This window comes from Methylobacterium sp. Leaf399 (assembly GCF_001424525.1).
Lineage (GTDB): Bacteria > Pseudomonadota > Alphaproteobacteria > Rhizobiales > Beijerinckiaceae > Methylobacterium.
Genome location: NZ_LMQK01000033.1, coordinates 124,457 through 140,834, shown reverse-complemented (window position 1 = coordinate 140,834; position 16,378 = coordinate 124,457). Strand labels below are relative to the sequence as shown.

Sequence of the window (16,378 nt, the reverse complement as noted above, 5' to 3'; positions counted from 1 at the left end):
CGGGCGGATCAGGCGGCCGAGAGGCGCAGGCCCAGGTCCGTCTTCTCGGCGGAGTCGGTCTCGGCGGGGACCGCCGGGCGGTCCTGCGCCACCACGACGAGGGCGGCGCCGGCATCCTCGGCCCGGGCGTAGAGATCGACGAGGGCGGGATCGTGCGCCTCGGCATTCGAGGCGATCACCACCGCCGTCGTCGGCCCGATGCAGGCGGCCATGATCTCGCGGGCGGGCCAGCCGCGGGCGGCGTCGATCCGGCAGACCACCCAGGCATAGGCCTCGTCCAGGGCGTCGAGGGTGATGGTGAGGGCCAGGGGCTCCTCGATCAGGATCTCCGCCGGGATCGAGCCGCGGGCGATGACGTGGAGGCGCGAGCCGGGAATCGGCTGGATCGCATCGTGGAAGGCGACCTCGCCGGCCACGAGGTCGGTGACGCCGGGTTCGTCGAGGTCGTCGCCGGGCCCGTTGAGATCGACCACCAGGGTGCGGCTGCCGGAGGCCGAGAGGGTCGCGGCCAGGGTCTGGGCGAGGCTCTCCTCGCCGCCCTCCCCCGTCTCGACCACGACGACGCGCGGACCGGTGTGGCCTTCGCCGCCCTCCCGCAGGCGGGCGACGAGCAGGTCGAGCTGGAAGGCGGCGTCGGACCGGGCCGGGGCGGCCTGCGGGGCGGCGGGCTCGTCCACGGCCGCGGCGAGGGCCTCCTCGGGTGCGGCAGCGGGCGGCGGCAGGGGGATCGCCGCAGGGACCATGGCGGGGACCATGGCGGGGGTCGTGGCGGTGATCTGGGCGGGGATCTGGGCGAGGTCGGACGGAGGACCGGCCAGCGGAGGACCGGCCAGGATCACCGGGAGCTCTTCGGCCTCAGTCGGCACCACCGGCGCCCGGACCCGGGCGGCATCGCGGACGTCCTCGACCTGCGCCGGGATCGCGATCGACGGTTCCTCGCGATGGAGCCCGTCCGGTTCGGCGGCCGGGGCCTCCCGGCGGTCCTCGTCCTCGACCCGCGCCACGGAGGCGGCCCAGGCGGGTGGCTGCGCGGCATAGGCCGTGCCGGCGTAGGTGGCGCCCGAGCGGGACAGGGCGGCGGAGGCCTCGGGGAAGTCGAACGGGCCGGGCTCGCGGGAGAACGGGCGCTGCCTTTCGGCCGCATCCTCGTCCTCGTCGCGGCGGCGCGCGCCATCGACGCCCTCCGGGTTGGCCAGGAGGTGGCGGGCGAGGATGGCACCGATGGAGAACATGAGGGCGAGCAGCGTCGCCAGCGCGATGATCGGCAGTTTCTTGGGGAAGGACGGCAGCTCGGGCACCACCGCGCGGGAGACCACGCGGGCATCGGCCGGGGTGGCGCTCTCGGCATCCCGGGCGCTCGCCTCGCGGTAGCGCGAGAGGTAGGATTCGAGCTGTTCGCGCTCGGCCTTGGCCTCGCGCTCCAGGGCCCGCAGCTGGACCTCGCTGGAGTTGCCCTGGGCGACGACGTCGCGCTGGGCCTCCACCGCTGCCGTGAGGCTCTCGACCCGGGCCTCGGCGATGCGGGCGTCGTTCTCAAGGGTGCGCACGACGCGGTCGGCGGTGGCCTTGATCTGGGCGTCGAGGTCGTTGACCTGCGCCACCAGTTCCTTGATGCGCGGATGGGCCGGCAGCAGGGTGCGCGATTCGAGCGCGAGCTGCGCCTTGAGGGTGATGCGCTGCTCGACCGCCCGGCGGATGACCTCGTTGTTGGCCACGTCCGGGATCTCGAAGACGCGCCCGTCCTTGATCATCTCCTTGATCAGCTTGGCGCGCCCGGCCAGATCCGCCTTGACGGTGCGGGCCTGCGAGAGCTGCGTCGAGATCTCGCCGAGCTGCTGGGCGCCCAGCGGCTGGTTCGAGGTGCCGCCGGTGGCGATCAGCCCGTTGCGGCTGCGGTAGGTCTCGACCTTGGCCTCGGCCTCGGCGACGCGCTTGCGCAGGGACTCGATGTTGCCGCCGAGCCAGGTCGAGGCGTAGCGCGCGGTGTCGACCTTGGCCGCCTCCAGCGAGGCGATGTAGAGTTCGGCCACCGTGTTGGCGGCGCGGGCCGCGAGCTCGGCGTCGCGCGAGCGGAACTCGATGGTGAGGATGCGCGACTTGCCGGCGGAATAGACCAAGAGCCGCTCGAAGTAGGTCTCCAGCACCCGGTCCTCGGGCGTGCGATCGAGCGGGTTCTTGGCGAGCCCGGTCATGATCAGCATGCTCTGGAGCACGCCGACCCCGTCGACGCTCGGATCGAACTCGGCGTTGCCGGCGAGCTTGAGGCGGCGGACCGCCTCGCGGGCGAGGTCGCGCGACATCACCACCTGGACCTGGCTCGCCACCGCCTGTTCGTCGATGGGCAGGCTCGCCTCGGCCCGCTCGGTGCCCGAGCGGCTGAAGGCGGCCTCGCGGTTCTCGAGGAGGATCTTGGCCTCGCCGGTGTAGCGTGGCGGGACCACCTGCACGAAGACGATCGCGCCGGCCGCCGCCGCCAGGGTCGGCAGGGCGATCCAGGCCCAGGATCGGCGCAGGAGGCCCCCCACCTGCGTCAGGCCGAGGCCGTCGCCGTGCCCCTGGGCGGCGTGTAACGGGGCGGGATGCAGGCGGGTGCGAGGCATGGGAGATCTTTACGCAAGGTAAAAATGACCCATCGCGAGCGAGAACCCGATCGATCGGCCTTGATCTCATCAGACATCGTTAGGGTTGACCGGAGGTTAAGAGCCGCGAAGTCGTGGGACGGGAAAACGAGACTTTATCGTTCCTTAACCATGCCCGGTTAGGCCTCGTTCATCGTATCGAGTCCCAACGGCGGCAGTGCTGATGAACCGGCGCGCATTACTTCTCGCTCTCTCCTCCAGCCTCGCGCTCGGCGGATGCCTGCGTCCGGATTTCCGGACCGAGCTCCTCGACACCACCGGCACGGGGTCGATCGGAGCCCGCTACACGCTCTCTGCGGGCGACCGCCTGCGCGTGATCGTGTTCGGGCAGGACAACCTCTCGAACATCTACGCGGTCGACGGGGCCGGGCAGATCGCGATGCCGCTGATCGGGACGGTGAAGGTGGGCGGCCAGTCGACGGTCCAGGCGGCCAAGACCATCGAGGCCAAGCTCTCCTCCGGCTTCGTGCGCGAGCCGCACGTCACGGTGGAGGTCGATTCCTACCGGCCGTTCTACATCCTGGGCGAGGTCACCACCTCTGGCCAGTACCCTTACGTCAACGGCATGGCCGTCGAGACGGCGGTGGCGATCGCGCAGGGCTTCGGCCCCCGTGCGGCGCGCGACTACGCCGTCCTCACCCGCGAAGGCCCCAAGGGCCTGGTCTCGGGGATCGTGCCGATGACCTATCCGGTCCGCCCGGGCGACACCATCGTCGTGAAAGAACGGTTCTTCTAAAGCCGGACACCCACGTCATCTCGGTTTCGAAAGGTCGAGACCTTTCGCGGGTCCAGGGCAGAGCCCTGGAATCACCGTCAAGGCTATGTCCTGGTGAAAAGGACACGGGCTTTCACGAAAAGCCGGTGTCCTTCTTTGTCAGGCCGCCGCCGGTGCGGCCAGCCTTTCGCGGAACGCCGCCGCCGCGTCGTCCGAGCGCCAGCAGGCCACCGCGTGGCCCGGCGCCACCTCGAGGGCGGGCGGCACCTCCCTGTGGCACTTGTCCACCGCCAGGAAGCAGCGCGGCGCGAACGGGCAGCCGGGCTTGCGGTTGGCGAGGTCGGGCGGGCTGCCGGGGATGGTCTCGAGGCGCGAGCCCTTGACCAGGGCGCCGTCGGCCCGGCTGCTCAACAGGCCGATGGTGTAGGGGTGGTTGGGGCTGAGCACCACCTGGCGCGCGGTGCCCGCCTCGACGATGCGCCCGGCGTACATCACCGCGATGCGGTCGGCGACCTCCACCGCGGCCCCGAGGTCGTGGGTGACGAAGATGGTGGAGAGGCCGAGCTCCGCCTGCAGTTCGCGCAGCAGCAGCAGGATCTGGATCTGCACGGTGGCGTCGAGCGCCGTGGTCGGCTCGTCGGCCAGCAGCACCTTGGGCCGGCAGGCCAGCGCCAGGGCGATCATCGCGCGCTGGCGCATGCCGCCCGACATCTCGTGCGGATAGGCGTCGAGGCGCCGCTGCGGGCTCGGGATGCGCACGCGTTCGAACAGTTCGAGGGCGCGGGCCCGTGCCTCCCCCTCGCCCAGGCCCTCGTGGCGGCGGATCGCCTCCGTGATCTGGCGTCCCACCGTGTAGACCGGGTCCAGCGCCAGCAGCGGCTCCTGGAAGATCATCGCCACCGCGCGCCCGCGCAGGCGGGTCAGTTCCTTCTTGGACATGGACATCACGTCCTGCCCGGCCACCGTGATGGTGCCCTCGATCTTGGTCTTGTTCTCCGGGTTGAGGCGCATGATCGCGCGCAGGGTCACGCTCTTGCCCGAGCCCGATTCGCCGATCAGGGCCACCGCCTGGCCGCGCTCGAGCACGAGGTCGACCCCGTCGACAGCCCTGACCCGGCCGCCGAAGGTGACGCTGAGGTTGCGGATCGCCACCGCCGGGCCGGTGGGGCTCGCGGGCGAGAGCGGCGCGGAAGGGACCGGCACGGTCATGCCGCCACCAGGGCGTTGGCCGCCGAATGGCCGGAGCCCGGCTGGCGCGCGAGGCAGGCGACCCGGTGGAGGTCGACCACGGTGTCGAGGGGCGGCACCTTCGCGGAGCAGACCGGTTCGGCCAGGGTGCAGCGCGGATGGAAGCGGCAGCCCGAGGGCGGGTCGATGGGGTTGGGCGGATCGCCGGCCAACGGCGCCACCTGCGTGCGGTTGTCCGGGTCCAGCGACGGCATCGAGGACAGGAGGGCGGCGGTATAGGGGTGCGAGGGCGAGGCCAGCACCGTGTCGGCCGGGCCGATCTCGACGACCTGGCCGAGGTACATCACCGCGACCCGGTCGCAGATGAAGCGAACCACGTTGAGGTCGTGGCTGATGAACAGGTAGGTGAGGTTGAAGTCCTGCTTGAGGTCGAGGAGCAGGTTGAGCACCTGCGCCTCCACCGACTTGTCGAGCGCGGAGACCGCCTCGTCGAGGACCACGAGGCGCGGCTCCAGGGCGAGCGCCCGGGCGATGTTGACGCGCTGGCGCTGACCGCCGGAGAGTTCGTGCGGATAGCGCGCGGCGAACCGGGTCGGTTCGAGCCCGACGCGGGCGAGCAGCGAGCGCGCCCGCTCGATCGCCTGCCGGGTCGGGATGCCGTGGACCTGCGGCCCGAAGGCGATCGAGGCCTCCACGGTCATGCGCGGGTTGAGGGAGGAGTAGCTGTCCTGGAACACCATCTGGGTCTGGGCGCGGAACTGGCGCATCGGCAGGGCGCGGCTGCCGATGGTCTCGCCGTCGAACAGCAGGTTGCCGGAATCGTGCTCGATCAGCCCCATGATCAGCTTGGCGGTGGTGGACTTGCCGCAGCCGGATTCGCCGACGATGCCCAGCGTCTCGCCCTTCAGGATCTCGAAATCGACCCCGTCGACGGCGCGCACCACCGCCTTCTTGCCCCCTAGGCCCTTCTTGATCGGGAAGTGCTTGATGAGCCCGTCGACGGTGAGCAGCGGCTGGGCCGGCCCGCCGCGATCGCGGATGTCGGCGACGGTAGTCACGATTTGACCTCCATGGCGGAGCGAAGCCCGTCCGAGAACAGGTTGAACGAGATCGAGACGATGAAGATGGCCAGGCCCGGCAGCGCCGCGACCATCGGGTTGACGTAGATCGCGGTGCGCAGGGTGTTGAGCATCAGGCCCCATTCGGGCTCCGGCGGCTTCACGCCGAGGCCGAGGAAGGACAGGCCCGAGGCCAGGATCATCGAGACGCTGATGAGGCTCGTCGAATAGACGAAGATCGGCCCGAGCACGTTGCCGAGCACCTGCACCCGCAGGATGGTGAAGGTGGAGGCGCCCGAGAGCTTGGCGGCGTCGACGTAGTCGCGCGAGCGGATCTGGGTCGTCACGCTCTCGGCGACGCGGGCGATCTGGGGCACGAACACGCAGGTGAGCGAGACGATGGAGTTGAGAACGCCCGCGCCCAATGCGCCGGACAGGGCGATGGCCAGCAGCACCGAGGGGAAGGCGAAGAACACGTCGATGGTGCGCATCAGCACCACGTTGAGCCAGCCGCCGACGTAGCCGGCCAGGATGCCGATGCCCGAGCCGATGATGAAGGCGAGGATCACCGGGGTGACGCCGATGAACAGCGACAGGCGCCCGCCCATCATCAGGCGGCTGAGCATGTCGCGCCCGAGTTCGTCGGAGCCGAGGATGTAGGTGGCGTCGCCGATCGGCTTGAGGCGCCGGAGCATCGAGCCGCGATAGGGGTCCATCGGCGTGATCCAGGGTGCCAGGATCGCCACCGCGACGATGACGAGGATGATGGCCGCGGCCGTCATCGCCACGGGGTCGCGCACGAGCTTGCGCCCGACGCTGCCCCAGAAGCCCACCGAGGCGACGAAGGCCTCGGGTGCGGGCTGGGTCGTTCCCATGGCCGGATCGATACCGGCCGTGGCGGGAGTGGTCGTTCCGGCCATCAGCCCCTCTCGATGCGTGGGTCGAGCGCCGTCTGCACGACGTCGACGATGAGGTTGAGGGCGACGAAGAACATCGCCAGCACCAGGATGGCGCCCTGCAGCAGCGGCAGGTCGCGTTGGAAGATCGCGGAGTTGAGCAGGAAGCCGGTGCCGGGCCAGGCGAACACCGTCTCGATCAGGATCGAGCCGCCGAGCAGGTACCCGAGCTGCAGGCCCATGATGGCCAGCGCCGTCGGGGCGGCGTTCTTGACGACGTGCTTGAACACGCCGAACTCGGAGAGGCCCTTGGCCCGCAGGGCGCCGACGAAGTCCTGCGAGAGGATGTCGCCGACCAGCGCCCGGATGGTGCGGGCGATGACGCCCATGGGGATCACCGACATCGTGATCGCCGGCAGGATCATGTAGCGCAGGTGTTCGAGGTCGGGCTTCCAGTTGCCCGACCCGTCCGGCCCCGCGCCGGTGGGCGGCAGCCAGCCCAGGGTCGCCGAGAAGATGATCACCATCACCATGCCGAGCCAGTAGTGCGGCACCGACACGCCGAAGACCGAGATGGCGGACGCCACCTTGTCGAGGGCGGAATCGCGAAAGTAGCCGGCCACGAAACCGAAGAAGGTGCCGAAGGTGAAGCCGATCAGCGTCGCCACCGAGGCCAGGATCAGGCTGTTGACGACGGCGCGGCCCACTTCCGATACCACCGGCCGGCCGCTCGAGATCGAGGTGCCGAGGTCGCCCTGGAGCACGTGCCAGAGCCAGATGAAGTACTGCACCGGCAGCGGCTTGTCGTAGCCGTAGGCCGAGCGCATCGCGTCGATGGTCTCCTGGGTGGCGTCCACCGGCAGCACCGCGCTCAAGGGATCGCCCGGCGCCAGGTGCACCAGCAGGAAGCACACGACGCTGACGCCGAGCGCCACCGGGGTCACGGCGACGAGGCGCCGGAGAATGAAGCTCAGCATGGTGGCATTCCGCTCAGGTCCGTCCGTTCAGGTGTGCTGCCATCGTCCACGACGCCGGTCTGCCGGGCTCGGGTCCCCTCTCCTGGAAGGAGAGGGATAGGGTGAGGTGTGTGACCTCTTCGCAGAAGGCACTCCCCTCACCCCTGCCCTCTCCCCATGGGAGAGGGAGCCCCGCCAGCTAAGACCGACCGGCCAGGATCACTTCTCCACGGTGATCGGCGAAAAGTCCTGGAACCAGTTCTGCGCCTGGACGAAGCCCTTCACCTTTGGGCTCATCGCCCGCGGGTTCACGTCGTGGGCCACCATCAGGAACAGGGCGTCGTTCACGTATTTCTCGTGGACCTTCTCCAGCACCTTGGCCTGTTCGGCCGTGTCGAAGGTGTTGCGGACCTGGTCGAACAGCTTGTCCATCTCGGGGTCGCAGTAGTGACCCCAGTTGGTGCCGTTGGGGGCGGCGAGGTTGCACTGCAGGTGCCGGATGAAGCCGGTGAAGGGGTCCTGGATGAAGTAGGAGAAGTTCATCCCCGTGGCCTTGCGCGACATCTCGGCCTTGGAGCCGCCGCGCCAGAGGTTGATGAGGGTGTTCCACTCCACCACCTCGAAATCGATCTTGATCCCGACCTCGGCGAGGTTCTGCTGGATGACCTCGTTCATCGGCAGCGGCTGCATCTGCCCGGAGCCCGAGGGCGCGATCAGCACCTTGGTGGTCACGGGCTTGGCCGGGCCGTAGCCGGCCTCCGCCAGGAGCTTCTTGGCGGCCTCCGGATCGTAGGTCGGCTTGAAGGTCGGCTTGCCGAACCACTGGTGGCCCGGCGGCATGAAGCCCTCGGCCGCGATCATCAGGCCGCCGAGGAGCTCCTTCATGCCCTCGCGGTCGACGGCGAGGTTGGCGGCCTTGCGGATGCGGATGTCGTTCCAGGGCGAGCCCTCGGCCCGCGACAGGTGCCAGGTCCAGTTGTGCGGATAGGCGTTGGTGACGATGGTGAACTTGGCGCCCTTGAGCGAGGCGACGGCGTCCGGCGGCGGCGCCTCGATCCAGTCGACCTGGCCCGAGCGCAGGGCGGCGACGCGGGCGTTGGCCTCGGGCAGCGGCACCAGCACGAGCTTGTCGAGCTTAGGGATCCGGGCCTTGTCCCAATACTCCTTGTTGGGCGCCATCTCGGCGCGCTCGCGGGGGGCGAACAGGGTCAGCTTCCACGGGCCGGTCCCGGCCGGCGTCTTGGCGAAGGCGTCCCAGCTCTTGCCGACCTTCTCCCACTGCGTCGGCGAGGAGATCATGATCCAGGCGATCTGGTAGGGCAGCGTCGCGTCGGGGGTCTTGGTGATCACCTCGAGCGTGGTCGGGTCGACCGCCCGGTAGCTGGCCACCGCCGGGATGCGCGAGCGCCCCTGCGCCGACTGGCGCGGGTCGAACTGCGGGGAATCGGTCTTGAGGAGCTTGTCGAGGTTCCACACCACCGACTCGGCGGTGAAGGGCGAGCCGTCGTGGAAGGTCACGCCCTCGCGCAGCTTGAAGGTCCACTTGGTCTTGTCGGTGGCGTCCGCCTCCCAGCTGGTGGCGAGGCCCGGGGCCAGCACCGAGGGCTTCGTCGCGCTCGACAGGTCCCAGTTGATGAGCCCGTCGTAGACCGTGTAGCCGGTGAACCGCATGCCCTCGCCGCCGTTGTCGGCCTGGCCGGTGGTCAGCGGGATGTCGGAGGCGGTCATGCCGATCCGAAGGGTGCCCTGGGCCAGAGCACCCGCGGGGGCGAGGCTCGACAGGAGCAGGGCGGCGGCGAGGGCCTTCGTGGCCGTGAGAGGAGCCTTCGCCTTCGTGAACTGAGCCGAGCTGCTGATGACACCCTCCTGTACGCTGTGACGCCAGGGTGTATGCAAGTGGTCGGCCACTTGGTCCGCGGCGCGGAACCTGCCTGTGCCGATACCCCTTGGTTCGACCCAGCCCCGGCCTGTCCCGTGACCGCATCGCCCGTCGTCCGCCTCGTCGTCCGGCCGATCACCGCCGAGGCCTTCGCGCCGTTCGGCAGCCTCCTCGAACGGCCCGAGCCGGCGCCGCGACAGGACCGGGCGAGCCCCATCGAGAACGCGAGGCCCGGCGTCCCGCCCAACCTCGCCCTGATCCGCAGCGATCCCGCCGCCGGGCTGATGCCGCTCAAGCGGCTGGAGATGCACCCGTTCTCCAGCCAGACCTTCCTGCCGCTCGCCGTCTCCGGCTACCTCGTGGTGGTGGCCGAGGACCGGTACGGCGCCCCCGACCCCGCCACCCTGAGGGCGTTCTCGGTTCCCGGCGAGACCGGCATCACCTACCGGGCCGGCGCCTGGCACGCCCACATGATGACCCGCGAGACGCCGGGCACCTTCGCGATGCTGGTCTACGAGGACGGCTCGGCCGACGATTGCGTGTTCGCGCCGATCCCCGACACGGTGCTGGCGCTCTGAGATCGCGGCGCATCGGCCAGCGCCACCAGGGTCCGTAGGAGAACGTCGGCCCCGGCGGTGCAATCCTCCTGCGTCGCCGATTCGGCCGGGTTGTGGCTGATGCCGTCCTTGCAGGGCACGAAGATCATCGCCGTGGGGACCGTGTCGGCGATGTTGCAGGCGTCGTGCTGGGCGCCCGAGACCATCCGCCGGTGCGCCAGCCCGAGGCCGCGGGTCGCGGCTTCCACCGCCGCGACCACCTCCGGGTGGAAGACCACCGGGGCCCGCGACCAGATCTTGTCGAGGGTGATCGCGAGGGTGCGGCGGGCGCCGATCTCGGCGATCCGTTCACGCAGGGCGGCCTCCATCGCGTCGAGGGTGGCCTGTCCGGGGTCGCGCACGTCGAGGGTGAAGGCGATCCGCCCCGGCACCACGTTGCGGGACGGCGCGGCGATCGTCGCCTCGCCCATCGTCGCCACCGCGGCGGGGCCGTGCGCGATGGCGACGGCCTCCGCCGCCAGTGCGATCTCGGCCAGCCCCGCCATGGCGTCGCGCCGGCGCGGCATCGGCGTCGTGCCGGCATGGCTCTCGAAACCGGTGACGGTGCCGTCGTACCAGGCCACCCCCTGGCAGCGGTCGACCACTCCGATGCTCTCGCCCTCCGCGTCGAGGATCGGCCCCTGCTCGATGTGCAGCTCGACGAAGGCGCCGATCGCCCTGGCGCCGGTGGGCTCGGGCCCGCGATAGCCGATGGCGTCCAGGGCTTCGCCGACGCTGATCCCGGCGGCGTCGCGCCGGGACTGGATATCCGCCGCCGTGAACAGCCCCGCATAGGCGGCCGAGGCCATGGTGGCGGGGGCGAAGCGCGAGCCCTCCTCGTTGGTCCAGTTGACCACCATGAGCGGCGCCTGCGTCTCGATGCCGGCGTCGTCGAGGGTGCGCATCACCTCGAGGCCCGCCAGCACGCCGAGGATGCCGTCGAAGCGCCCGCCGGTGGGCTGGGTGTCGAGGTGCGAGCCGCAGGCGACCGGGGGCAAGCTCATGTCGCGCCCGCGCCGCAGGGCGAACTGGGTGCCGAGTTCGTCGACCGCCACCTCCAGCCCGGCCGCCTCGCAGGCATCCCGGAACCAGTCGCGAACCCGACCGTCCGTGGCCGACAGGGTGAGCCGGTCGACGCCGCCCTCCGGAGTGCCGCCGAACCGCGCCGTCTCCTGGATCGTCGCCCACAGGCGCGAGCCGTCGACCTTCAGGTTATGTCGTGCGTCGTGCATGCGCCTTTGCCCTCGTCACCGGATGTCGGCCGCCCCTGCGGACGCGGGACTCGTGCCGTTCCCGGGCGCCGCAGGCAAGTTCGGCAGGCCGGCTGCCGGCGGCCACGCCCGGCGGCGAGGTTTCATCCTCGGGCGCTGCTCAAACTCGCGCGCGAGCGTGCTGTTTTCGGCATCACACTGCACACCAACCGGCACTCGCCCGGCGCACCGTGCATGCGGTAGACCGGACCCGGCCGACCGCGCGTCGCCGCCCCCGACACGGACCCGCCGATGCCCGAATGCCTCGTCCTGCGCGTTCCCACCCGAAACCCGGCCGACGTCGCGGGGCTCACCGCCCTGTTCGAGAGCGGCCAGGTCCGGCCCGACGAGGTCGTGGCGATCTTCGGCAAGACCGAGGGCAACGGCTGCGTCAACGATTTCACCCGGCAACTCGCGGTGATGGCGCTGGAGGGGGCCCTGGCCGAGGCGCTGGGCTGCACGCGGGCGCAGGTCGCGGCCCGCGTCGCCCTCGTCATGTCGGGCGGCACCGAGGGCGGGCTCTCGCCCCATCTCCTCGTCTTAGCCCGGCGCGAGGCCGCGGCCGGCCCCGACGGCCCGGCCCTGGCGGTGGGCACCGCCTTCACCCCCGACTTCGCGCCCGAGGAGATCGGCCGGATGGCGCAGGTGGAGGCCACCGCGACGGCGGTGGCGGCCGCCATGGCGCAGGCCGGGATCGAGGACCCCGAGGACGTGCACTTCGTCCAGGTGAAGTGCCCGCTGCTCACCAGCGCCCGCATCCTCGAGGCGGCCTCGCGCGGGCAGAGCGTCGTCAGCCACGACACCTACGCCTCCATGGGGTTGTCGCGCGGTGCCTCGGCGCTGGGCATCGGCGTGGCGCTGGGCGAGATCGTGCGGGAGGCCTTGAGCGACGCGGCGATCTGCTCGTCCCGCGACCTGTGGTCGGGCCGGGCCAGCGCCTCGGCGGGCATCGAGCTGATGCGCAACGAGGTCATCGTACTCGGGCAAGCGAAAGGCTGGAGCGGCCCCTGCCGGATCGCCCACCGGGTGATGCGCGACGCCATCGATCTTTTCGCGATTCAGGAGGTTCTGTCGGACCTCGGCTTTGCGACCGGAGGCCAGCTCTCGCCGGAGGAGTCCGAGCGGGTCGTCGCGCTCCTGGCCAAGGCCGAGCCTTCGCACGACGGGCTGATCCGCGGGCGCCGCCACATCATGAACGACGACAGCGACATCAACGCCACCCGCCACGCCCGCGCGCTGGTGGGCGGGGTCGCGGCCGCCGCCATCGGGCGCACCGACCTGTTCGTCTCGGGCGGCGCCGAGCACCAGGGGCCGGACGGCGGCGGCCCGGTGGCGATCATCGCCCGCAGGGAGGGCTGACCGCCATGCCCGAGTTCGACCTCGCCGTGCGCGGCGGCACGGTGGTGACCGCCACCGACACCCTGCGCGCCGACATCGGCATCCGCGCCGGCCGCATCGTCGCCGTGGCGGAGGCGATCACCGATGCCTCCCGCACCATCGACGCCGGCGGGCTCCTCGTCCTGCCCGGCGGCATCGACAGCCACGTCCACATCGCGCAGGCCTCCGGCCCGGGCATCGTCATGGCCGACGATTTCGCCTCCGCCACCCGCGCCGCGGCGGCCGGCGGCAACACCTGCGTCATGCCCTTCGCCCTGCAGCCGCGCGGCGCCTCCCTGCGCGAGGCGACCCATGCCTACCGGGCGCTGGCGGAAGGGCAGTGCCACATCGATGTGGCCATCCATCTCATCGTCTCGGACCCGACGCCGGCGGTGCTCGGCCAGGAGCTGCCCGGCCTGATCGCCGAGGGCTACACCTCGTTCAAGGTCTTCATGACCTACGACGACCTCGTGCTGAACGACCGCCAGATCCTCGACGTGTTCGACCTGGCGCGGCGCGAGGGCGCGCGCGTCATGGTCCATGCGGAGGGCTACGACGCCATCCGCTACATGACCGACAAGCTCGAACGGGCGGGGCAGACCGGCCCCTACGGCCACGCCCTGTCCCGGCCCCAGCTCGTGGAGCGCGAGGCGGCGCATCGCGCGATCAGCCACGCCGAACTCGTCGACCTGCCCATCGTCATCGTCCACGTCTCAGGCGCGGAGGCGATGGAGCAGATCGCCTGGGCCCGCTCGCGCGGCCTCGACATCCGCGCCGAGACCTGCCCGCAATACCTGACGCTCACCGCCGATCACATGAAGGGGCTGGGGTCCGACGACCCGATGGCGGGGGCGAAATACGTGTGCTCGCCGCCCCCGCGCGACGTCGCCAACCAGGCCGCGATCTGGCGCGGGCTCCAGACCGGGCTGTTCGACGTGGTCTCCTCCGACCACTGTCCGTTCCGCTACGACGACCCCGCCGGCAAGCTGAACCCGAAGGGAAAGACCTCGTTCCGCTGGGTGCCCAACGGCATCCCCGGCATCGAGACCCGGCTGCCGGTGCTGTTCTCGGAGGGGGTCTCGGCCGGCCGCATCTCGCTCAACCGCTTCGTGGAACTCACGTCCACCAACCACGCCAAGCTCTACGGGCTCTACCCGCGAAAGGGCTCGATCGGCCCCGGCTTCGACGCCGACCTCACCCTGTGGGACCCGAACCGCCGCGAGACCATCCGCCAGGAGCACCTCCACCACGGCGCCGACTACACGCCCTGGGAGGGGTTCGCGGTGACGGGCTGGCCGGTGATGACGATCGCGCGCGGCGAGGTGATCGCGCAGGACGGGCGGGTGACCGGGGCGGTCGGTCATGGGCGGGTGCTCGACCGGACCGTCGAGCCGGCGGCGCGGCGACGGTGAGGCGGCCTCCCTTCCCCTCGCGGGGAGGGAATGCCGATCGCGCTCTGGCCCGACCTTTGCTGATCGCCTTGCGAGGGAGCACCGCATGGACGTCGAGCTCATCCGCCTGACCAAGCGCTACGGCTCCACCACCGCCGTGGACGGCATCGACCTCAGGATCCGGTCGGGGGACTATTGCTGCCTGCTCGGCCCCTCGGGCTGCGGCAAGACCACGACCCTGCGCATGATCGGCGGCCACGAGACCGTGTCGAGCGGCGACGTGGTGATCGGTCCGCGCGCGGTCGGCGACGCCGCCCCGTCCGAGCGCGGCACCGCCATGATGTTCCAGAGCTACGCCCTGTTCCCGCACCTGAACTGTCGCGACAACGTCGCCTTCAGCCTCAAGATGCGGGGGGTCGGCAAGACCGAGCGCCGGGCCAAGGCCATGGCCATGCTCGACCTCGTCCAGATGACGCATCTGTCCGAGCGCCTGCCGGCCCAGCTCTCCGGTGGCCAGCAGCAGCGCGTGGCGCTCGCCCGCGCGCTGGTCACCGGACCCAAGGTCCTGCTCCTCGACGAGCCGCTCTCGGCGCTGGACCCGTTCCTGCGGGTGCGGATGCGGACCGAGCTGAAGCGGCTGCAGAAGGATCTCGGCCTCACCTTCATCCACGTCACCCACAGCCAGGAGGAGGCCATGGCGCTGTCCGACCTCGTGGTGGTGATGAACGGCGGGCGCATCGAGCAGGCCGGCGACCCGCGCACGGTGTTCGAGCGTCCGGCCAGCGCCTTCGTCGCCCGCTTCATCGGCGGCCACAACGTCATCGTCCTGCCCGGCAACCGCCCGGTGGCGGTGCGCGCCGACCGCATGCGGCTGGGCGACCGGGCCGGTGCCGAGGCCGTGCCCGCCCGCATCGTCTCGGTGGAGTACCAGGGCAGCAGCGTCCACGTCGGCCTCGAGGCGAAGGGGCTGGCCGAGGACGGCACCGCGCTCACCGCGATCCTGCCCGACGACACATTCGCCGCCCGCCCCTTCGCCCTCGGCCAGACCGTCCCCGTGGGCTGGGACGCCGAGGCCGCCCACCGCCTCACGGCCTGAGCCCCCCTGCCCTTCGACGCGACCAGAGGACCGACCCATGACCACGATCAAGCTGAGCCGGCGCACGCTGCTCCAGGGCGCCGGCGCCACCGGGCTGACCCTCGGGGCCGGGCCGATCACCGGCTTTCCCAACGTCATCGCCGCCGAGCCGGTGACCCTGCGCTACCTCGGCACCGCCGTGAACCAGTCCGCCGACATCGCGCGCAAGGTGAAGGAGGATCTCGGTATCGTCATCGAGTACATCCCGGTGGTCACCGACGAGGTCTCCAAGCGCGTCGTGACGCAGCCGAACTCGTTCGACATCGTCGATTCCGAATACTTCAGCCTCAAGAAGCTGATCCCCTCGGGCAACATGATGGGCATGGACGCCCGGCGCATCAAACAGGCCGACAACATCACCAGCGTGTTCACGAAGGGCGAACTGAACGGCAAGAAAATCGGTGACCAGGGCACCGCGCCCAAGAAGGTCTTCTACCTGGAAGGCCAGAGCGCCAAGACCTTCGCCACCTCGCCCACCGAGTGGATCACCCTGATCCCGACCACCTACAACGCCGATACGCTCGGCATCCGGCCGGACCTGATCAAGCGCCCGATCACCAGCTGGAAGGAACTGCTCAACCCCGAGTTCAAGGGCCGCGCCTCGATCCTCAACATCCCCTCCATCGGCATCATGGACGCGGCGATGGTGATCGAGGCCTCGGGCGAGTACACCTATCCCGACAAGGGCAACATGACGAAGGCCGAGATCGACCGCACCATCAAGGTGCTGATCGAGGCCAAGCGCGCCGGCCAGTTCCGCGCCCTGTGGCAGGACTTCAACGAATCCGTGAACCTGATGGCCTCGGGCGAGACGGTGATCCAGTCGATGTGGTCGCCCGCCGTCACCAAGGTGCGCAGCCAGGGCGTCGCCTGCACCTACCAGCCGCTCAAGGAAGGCTATCGCGCCTGGGCGACGGGGTTCGGCCTACCCAAGACCTTGTCGGGCAGGAAGCTCGATGCCGCCTACGACTTCGTCAACTGGTTCCTGTCGGGCTGGGCCGGGGCCTACCTCAACCGCCAGGGCTATTATTCCGCGGTGCTGGAGACGGCCAAGACCCAGATGGAGCCCTACGAATGGGCGTTCTGGATGGAGGGCAAGCCCGCCGAGAAGGACATCAAGGGCCCCGACGGCTCGGTGCTGGAAAAGGCCGGCGCGGTGCGCGACGGCGGCTCCTTCGAGCAGCGCATGGGCGGCGTCGCCTGCTGGAACGCGGTGATGGACGAGAACACCTACATGGTCCGCAAGTGGAACGAGTTCATCGCGGCGTGATGGCCACCGTCGTTCGCATCCCGAACGC

At 70.5% G+C, this 16,378-nt stretch carries 13 protein-coding genes; 6 read left to right on the top strand and 7 right to left on the bottom strand.

What is annotated here, in order from left to right; all coding sequences use genetic code 11:
• Positions 1 to 8: 8 nt before the first annotated feature.
• Positions 9 to 2,600 (bottom strand): exopolysaccharide transport family protein, encoded by a 2,592-nt coding sequence (locus ASG40_RS21815; protein WP_055888805.1) that lies wholly within the window; start codon positions 2,598 to 2,600, stop codon positions 9 to 11.
• A gap of 202 nt (positions 2,601 to 2,802) precedes the next feature.
• Here ASG40_RS21815 and ASG40_RS18065 point away from each other — a divergent pair, with 202 nt between their 5' ends.
• Complete coding sequence (locus ASG40_RS18065) at positions 2,803 to 3,375, top strand: polysaccharide biosynthesis/export family protein (protein WP_055888803.1); 573 nt, start codon at positions 2,803 to 2,805, stop codon at positions 3,373 to 3,375.
• A gap of 138 nt (positions 3,376 to 3,513) precedes the next feature.
• Here the strand turns inward: ASG40_RS18065 and ASG40_RS18060 are convergent, their stop codons facing one another.
• The 5 genes from ASG40_RS18060 to ASG40_RS18040 form a co-directional block, all read right to left on the bottom strand.
• Entirely contained in the window at positions 3,514 to 4,563 is a 1,050-nt protein-coding gene (locus ASG40_RS18060) for an ABC transporter ATP-binding protein (protein WP_055888801.1), read from the bottom strand.
• The gene (locus ASG40_RS18055) at positions 4,560 to 5,600 is read right to left on the bottom strand and encodes an ABC transporter ATP-binding protein (RefSeq protein WP_200944280.1); all 1,041 of its coding nucleotides are present in this window, start codon (positions 5,598 to 5,600) and stop codon (positions 4,560 to 4,562) included. The genes ASG40_RS18060 and ASG40_RS18055 overlap by 4 nt, the downstream gene beginning before the upstream one ends.
• Complete coding sequence (locus ASG40_RS18050) at positions 5,597 to 6,520, bottom strand: ABC transporter permease (protein WP_082524137.1); 924 nt, start codon at positions 6,518 to 6,520, stop codon at positions 5,597 to 5,599. The genes ASG40_RS18055 and ASG40_RS18050 overlap by 4 nt, the downstream gene beginning before the upstream one ends.
• The gene (locus ASG40_RS18045; RefSeq protein WP_055888800.1) at positions 6,520 to 7,473 is read right to left on the bottom strand and encodes an ABC transporter permease; all 954 of its coding nucleotides are present in this window, start codon (positions 7,471 to 7,473) and stop codon (positions 6,520 to 6,522) included. Before ASG40_RS18045 ends, ASG40_RS18050 begins: the two co-directional genes overlap by 1 nt.
• A gap of 198 nt (positions 7,474 to 7,671) precedes the next feature.
• Entirely contained in the window at positions 7,672 to 9,240 is a 1,569-nt protein-coding gene (locus ASG40_RS18040; protein ID WP_055888990.1) for an ABC transporter substrate-binding protein, read from the bottom strand.
• Positions 9,241 to 9,426: 186 nt separating this feature from the next.
• Here ASG40_RS18040 and ASG40_RS18035 point away from each other — a divergent pair, with 186 nt between their 5' ends.
• On the top strand, positions 9,427 to 9,909 hold the full coding sequence (locus ASG40_RS18035; RefSeq protein WP_055888799.1) for an ureidoglycolate lyase: 483 nt from the start codon (positions 9,427 to 9,429) through the stop codon (positions 9,907 to 9,909).
• Here ASG40_RS18035 and ASG40_RS18030 read toward each other — a convergent pair.
• Positions 9,843 to 11,159 carry a Zn-dependent hydrolase gene (locus ASG40_RS18030; RefSeq protein WP_055888798.1) on the bottom strand — a complete coding sequence of 439 codons (1,317 nt, stop codon included), beginning with the start codon at positions 11,157 to 11,159 and terminating at the stop codon, positions 9,843 to 9,845. The two genes, ASG40_RS18035 and ASG40_RS18030, sit on opposite strands and share 67 nt — an antisense overlap.
• A gap of 270 nt (positions 11,160 to 11,429) precedes the next feature.
• Between ASG40_RS18030 and ASG40_RS18025 the strand changes: the two genes are divergently transcribed.
• From ASG40_RS18025 to ASG40_RS18010, 4 genes are all read left to right on the top strand, one after another.
• A complete protein-coding gene (locus tag ASG40_RS18025; protein ID WP_055888796.1) occupies positions 11,430 to 12,536 on the top strand; it encodes a ring-opening amidohydrolase in 1,107 nt (368 codons plus the stop codon).
• Positions 12,537 to 12,541: 5 nt separating this feature from the next.
• Positions 12,542 to 13,966 carry a dihydropyrimidinase gene (gene hydA / locus ASG40_RS18020; RefSeq protein WP_055888794.1) on the top strand — a complete coding sequence of 475 codons (1,425 nt, stop codon included), beginning with the start codon at positions 12,542 to 12,544 and terminating at the stop codon, positions 13,964 to 13,966.
• An 85-nt stretch (positions 13,967 to 14,051) separates the two neighbouring features.
• Complete coding sequence (locus tag ASG40_RS18015) at positions 14,052 to 15,041, top strand: ABC transporter ATP-binding protein (protein ID WP_055888792.1); 990 nt, start codon at positions 14,052 to 14,054, stop codon at positions 15,039 to 15,041.
• A gap of 37 nt (positions 15,042 to 15,078) precedes the next feature.
• Entirely contained in the window at positions 15,079 to 16,350 is a 1,272-nt protein-coding gene (locus ASG40_RS18010) for an ABC transporter substrate-binding protein (protein ID WP_055888789.1), read from the top strand.
• Positions 16,351 to 16,378 lie beyond the last annotated feature (28 nt).

Bases quoted from the DNA above. Each gene is read 5' to 3' on its own strand.
- ASG40_RS21815 (WP_055888805.1), bottom strand. From the start codon at position 2,600: ATGCCTCGCACCCGCCTGCATCCCGCCCCGTTACACGCCGCCCAGGGG.
- ASG40_RS18065 (WP_055888803.1), top strand. From the start codon at position 2,803: ATGAACCGGCGCGCATTACTTCTCGCTCTCTCCTCCAGCCTCGCGCTC.
- ASG40_RS18060 (WP_055888801.1), bottom strand. From the start codon at position 4,563: ATGACCGTGCCGGTCCCTTCCGCGCCGCTCTCGCCCGCGAGCCCCACC.
- ASG40_RS18050 (WP_082524137.1), bottom strand. From the start codon at position 6,520: ATGGCCGGAACGACCACTCCCGCCACGGCCGGTATCGATCCGGCCATG.
- ASG40_RS18045 (WP_055888800.1), bottom strand. From the start codon at position 7,473: ATGCTGAGCTTCATTCTCCGGCGCCTCGTCGCCGTGACCCCGGTGGCG.
- ASG40_RS18030 (WP_055888798.1), bottom strand. From the start codon at position 11,159: ATGCACGACGCACGACATAACCTGAAGGTCGACGGCTCGCGCCTGTGG.
- ASG40_RS18025 (WP_055888796.1), top strand. From the start codon at position 11,430: ATGCCCGAATGCCTCGTCCTGCGCGTTCCCACCCGAAACCCGGCCGAC.
- hydA (WP_055888794.1), top strand. From the start codon at position 12,542: ATGCCCGAGTTCGACCTCGCCGTGCGCGGCGGCACGGTGGTGACCGCC.
- ASG40_RS18015 (WP_055888792.1), top strand. From the start codon at position 14,052: ATGGACGTCGAGCTCATCCGCCTGACCAAGCGCTACGGCTCCACCACC.
- ASG40_RS18010 (WP_055888789.1), top strand. From the start codon at position 15,079: ATGACCACGATCAAGCTGAGCCGGCGCACGCTGCTCCAGGGCGCCGGC.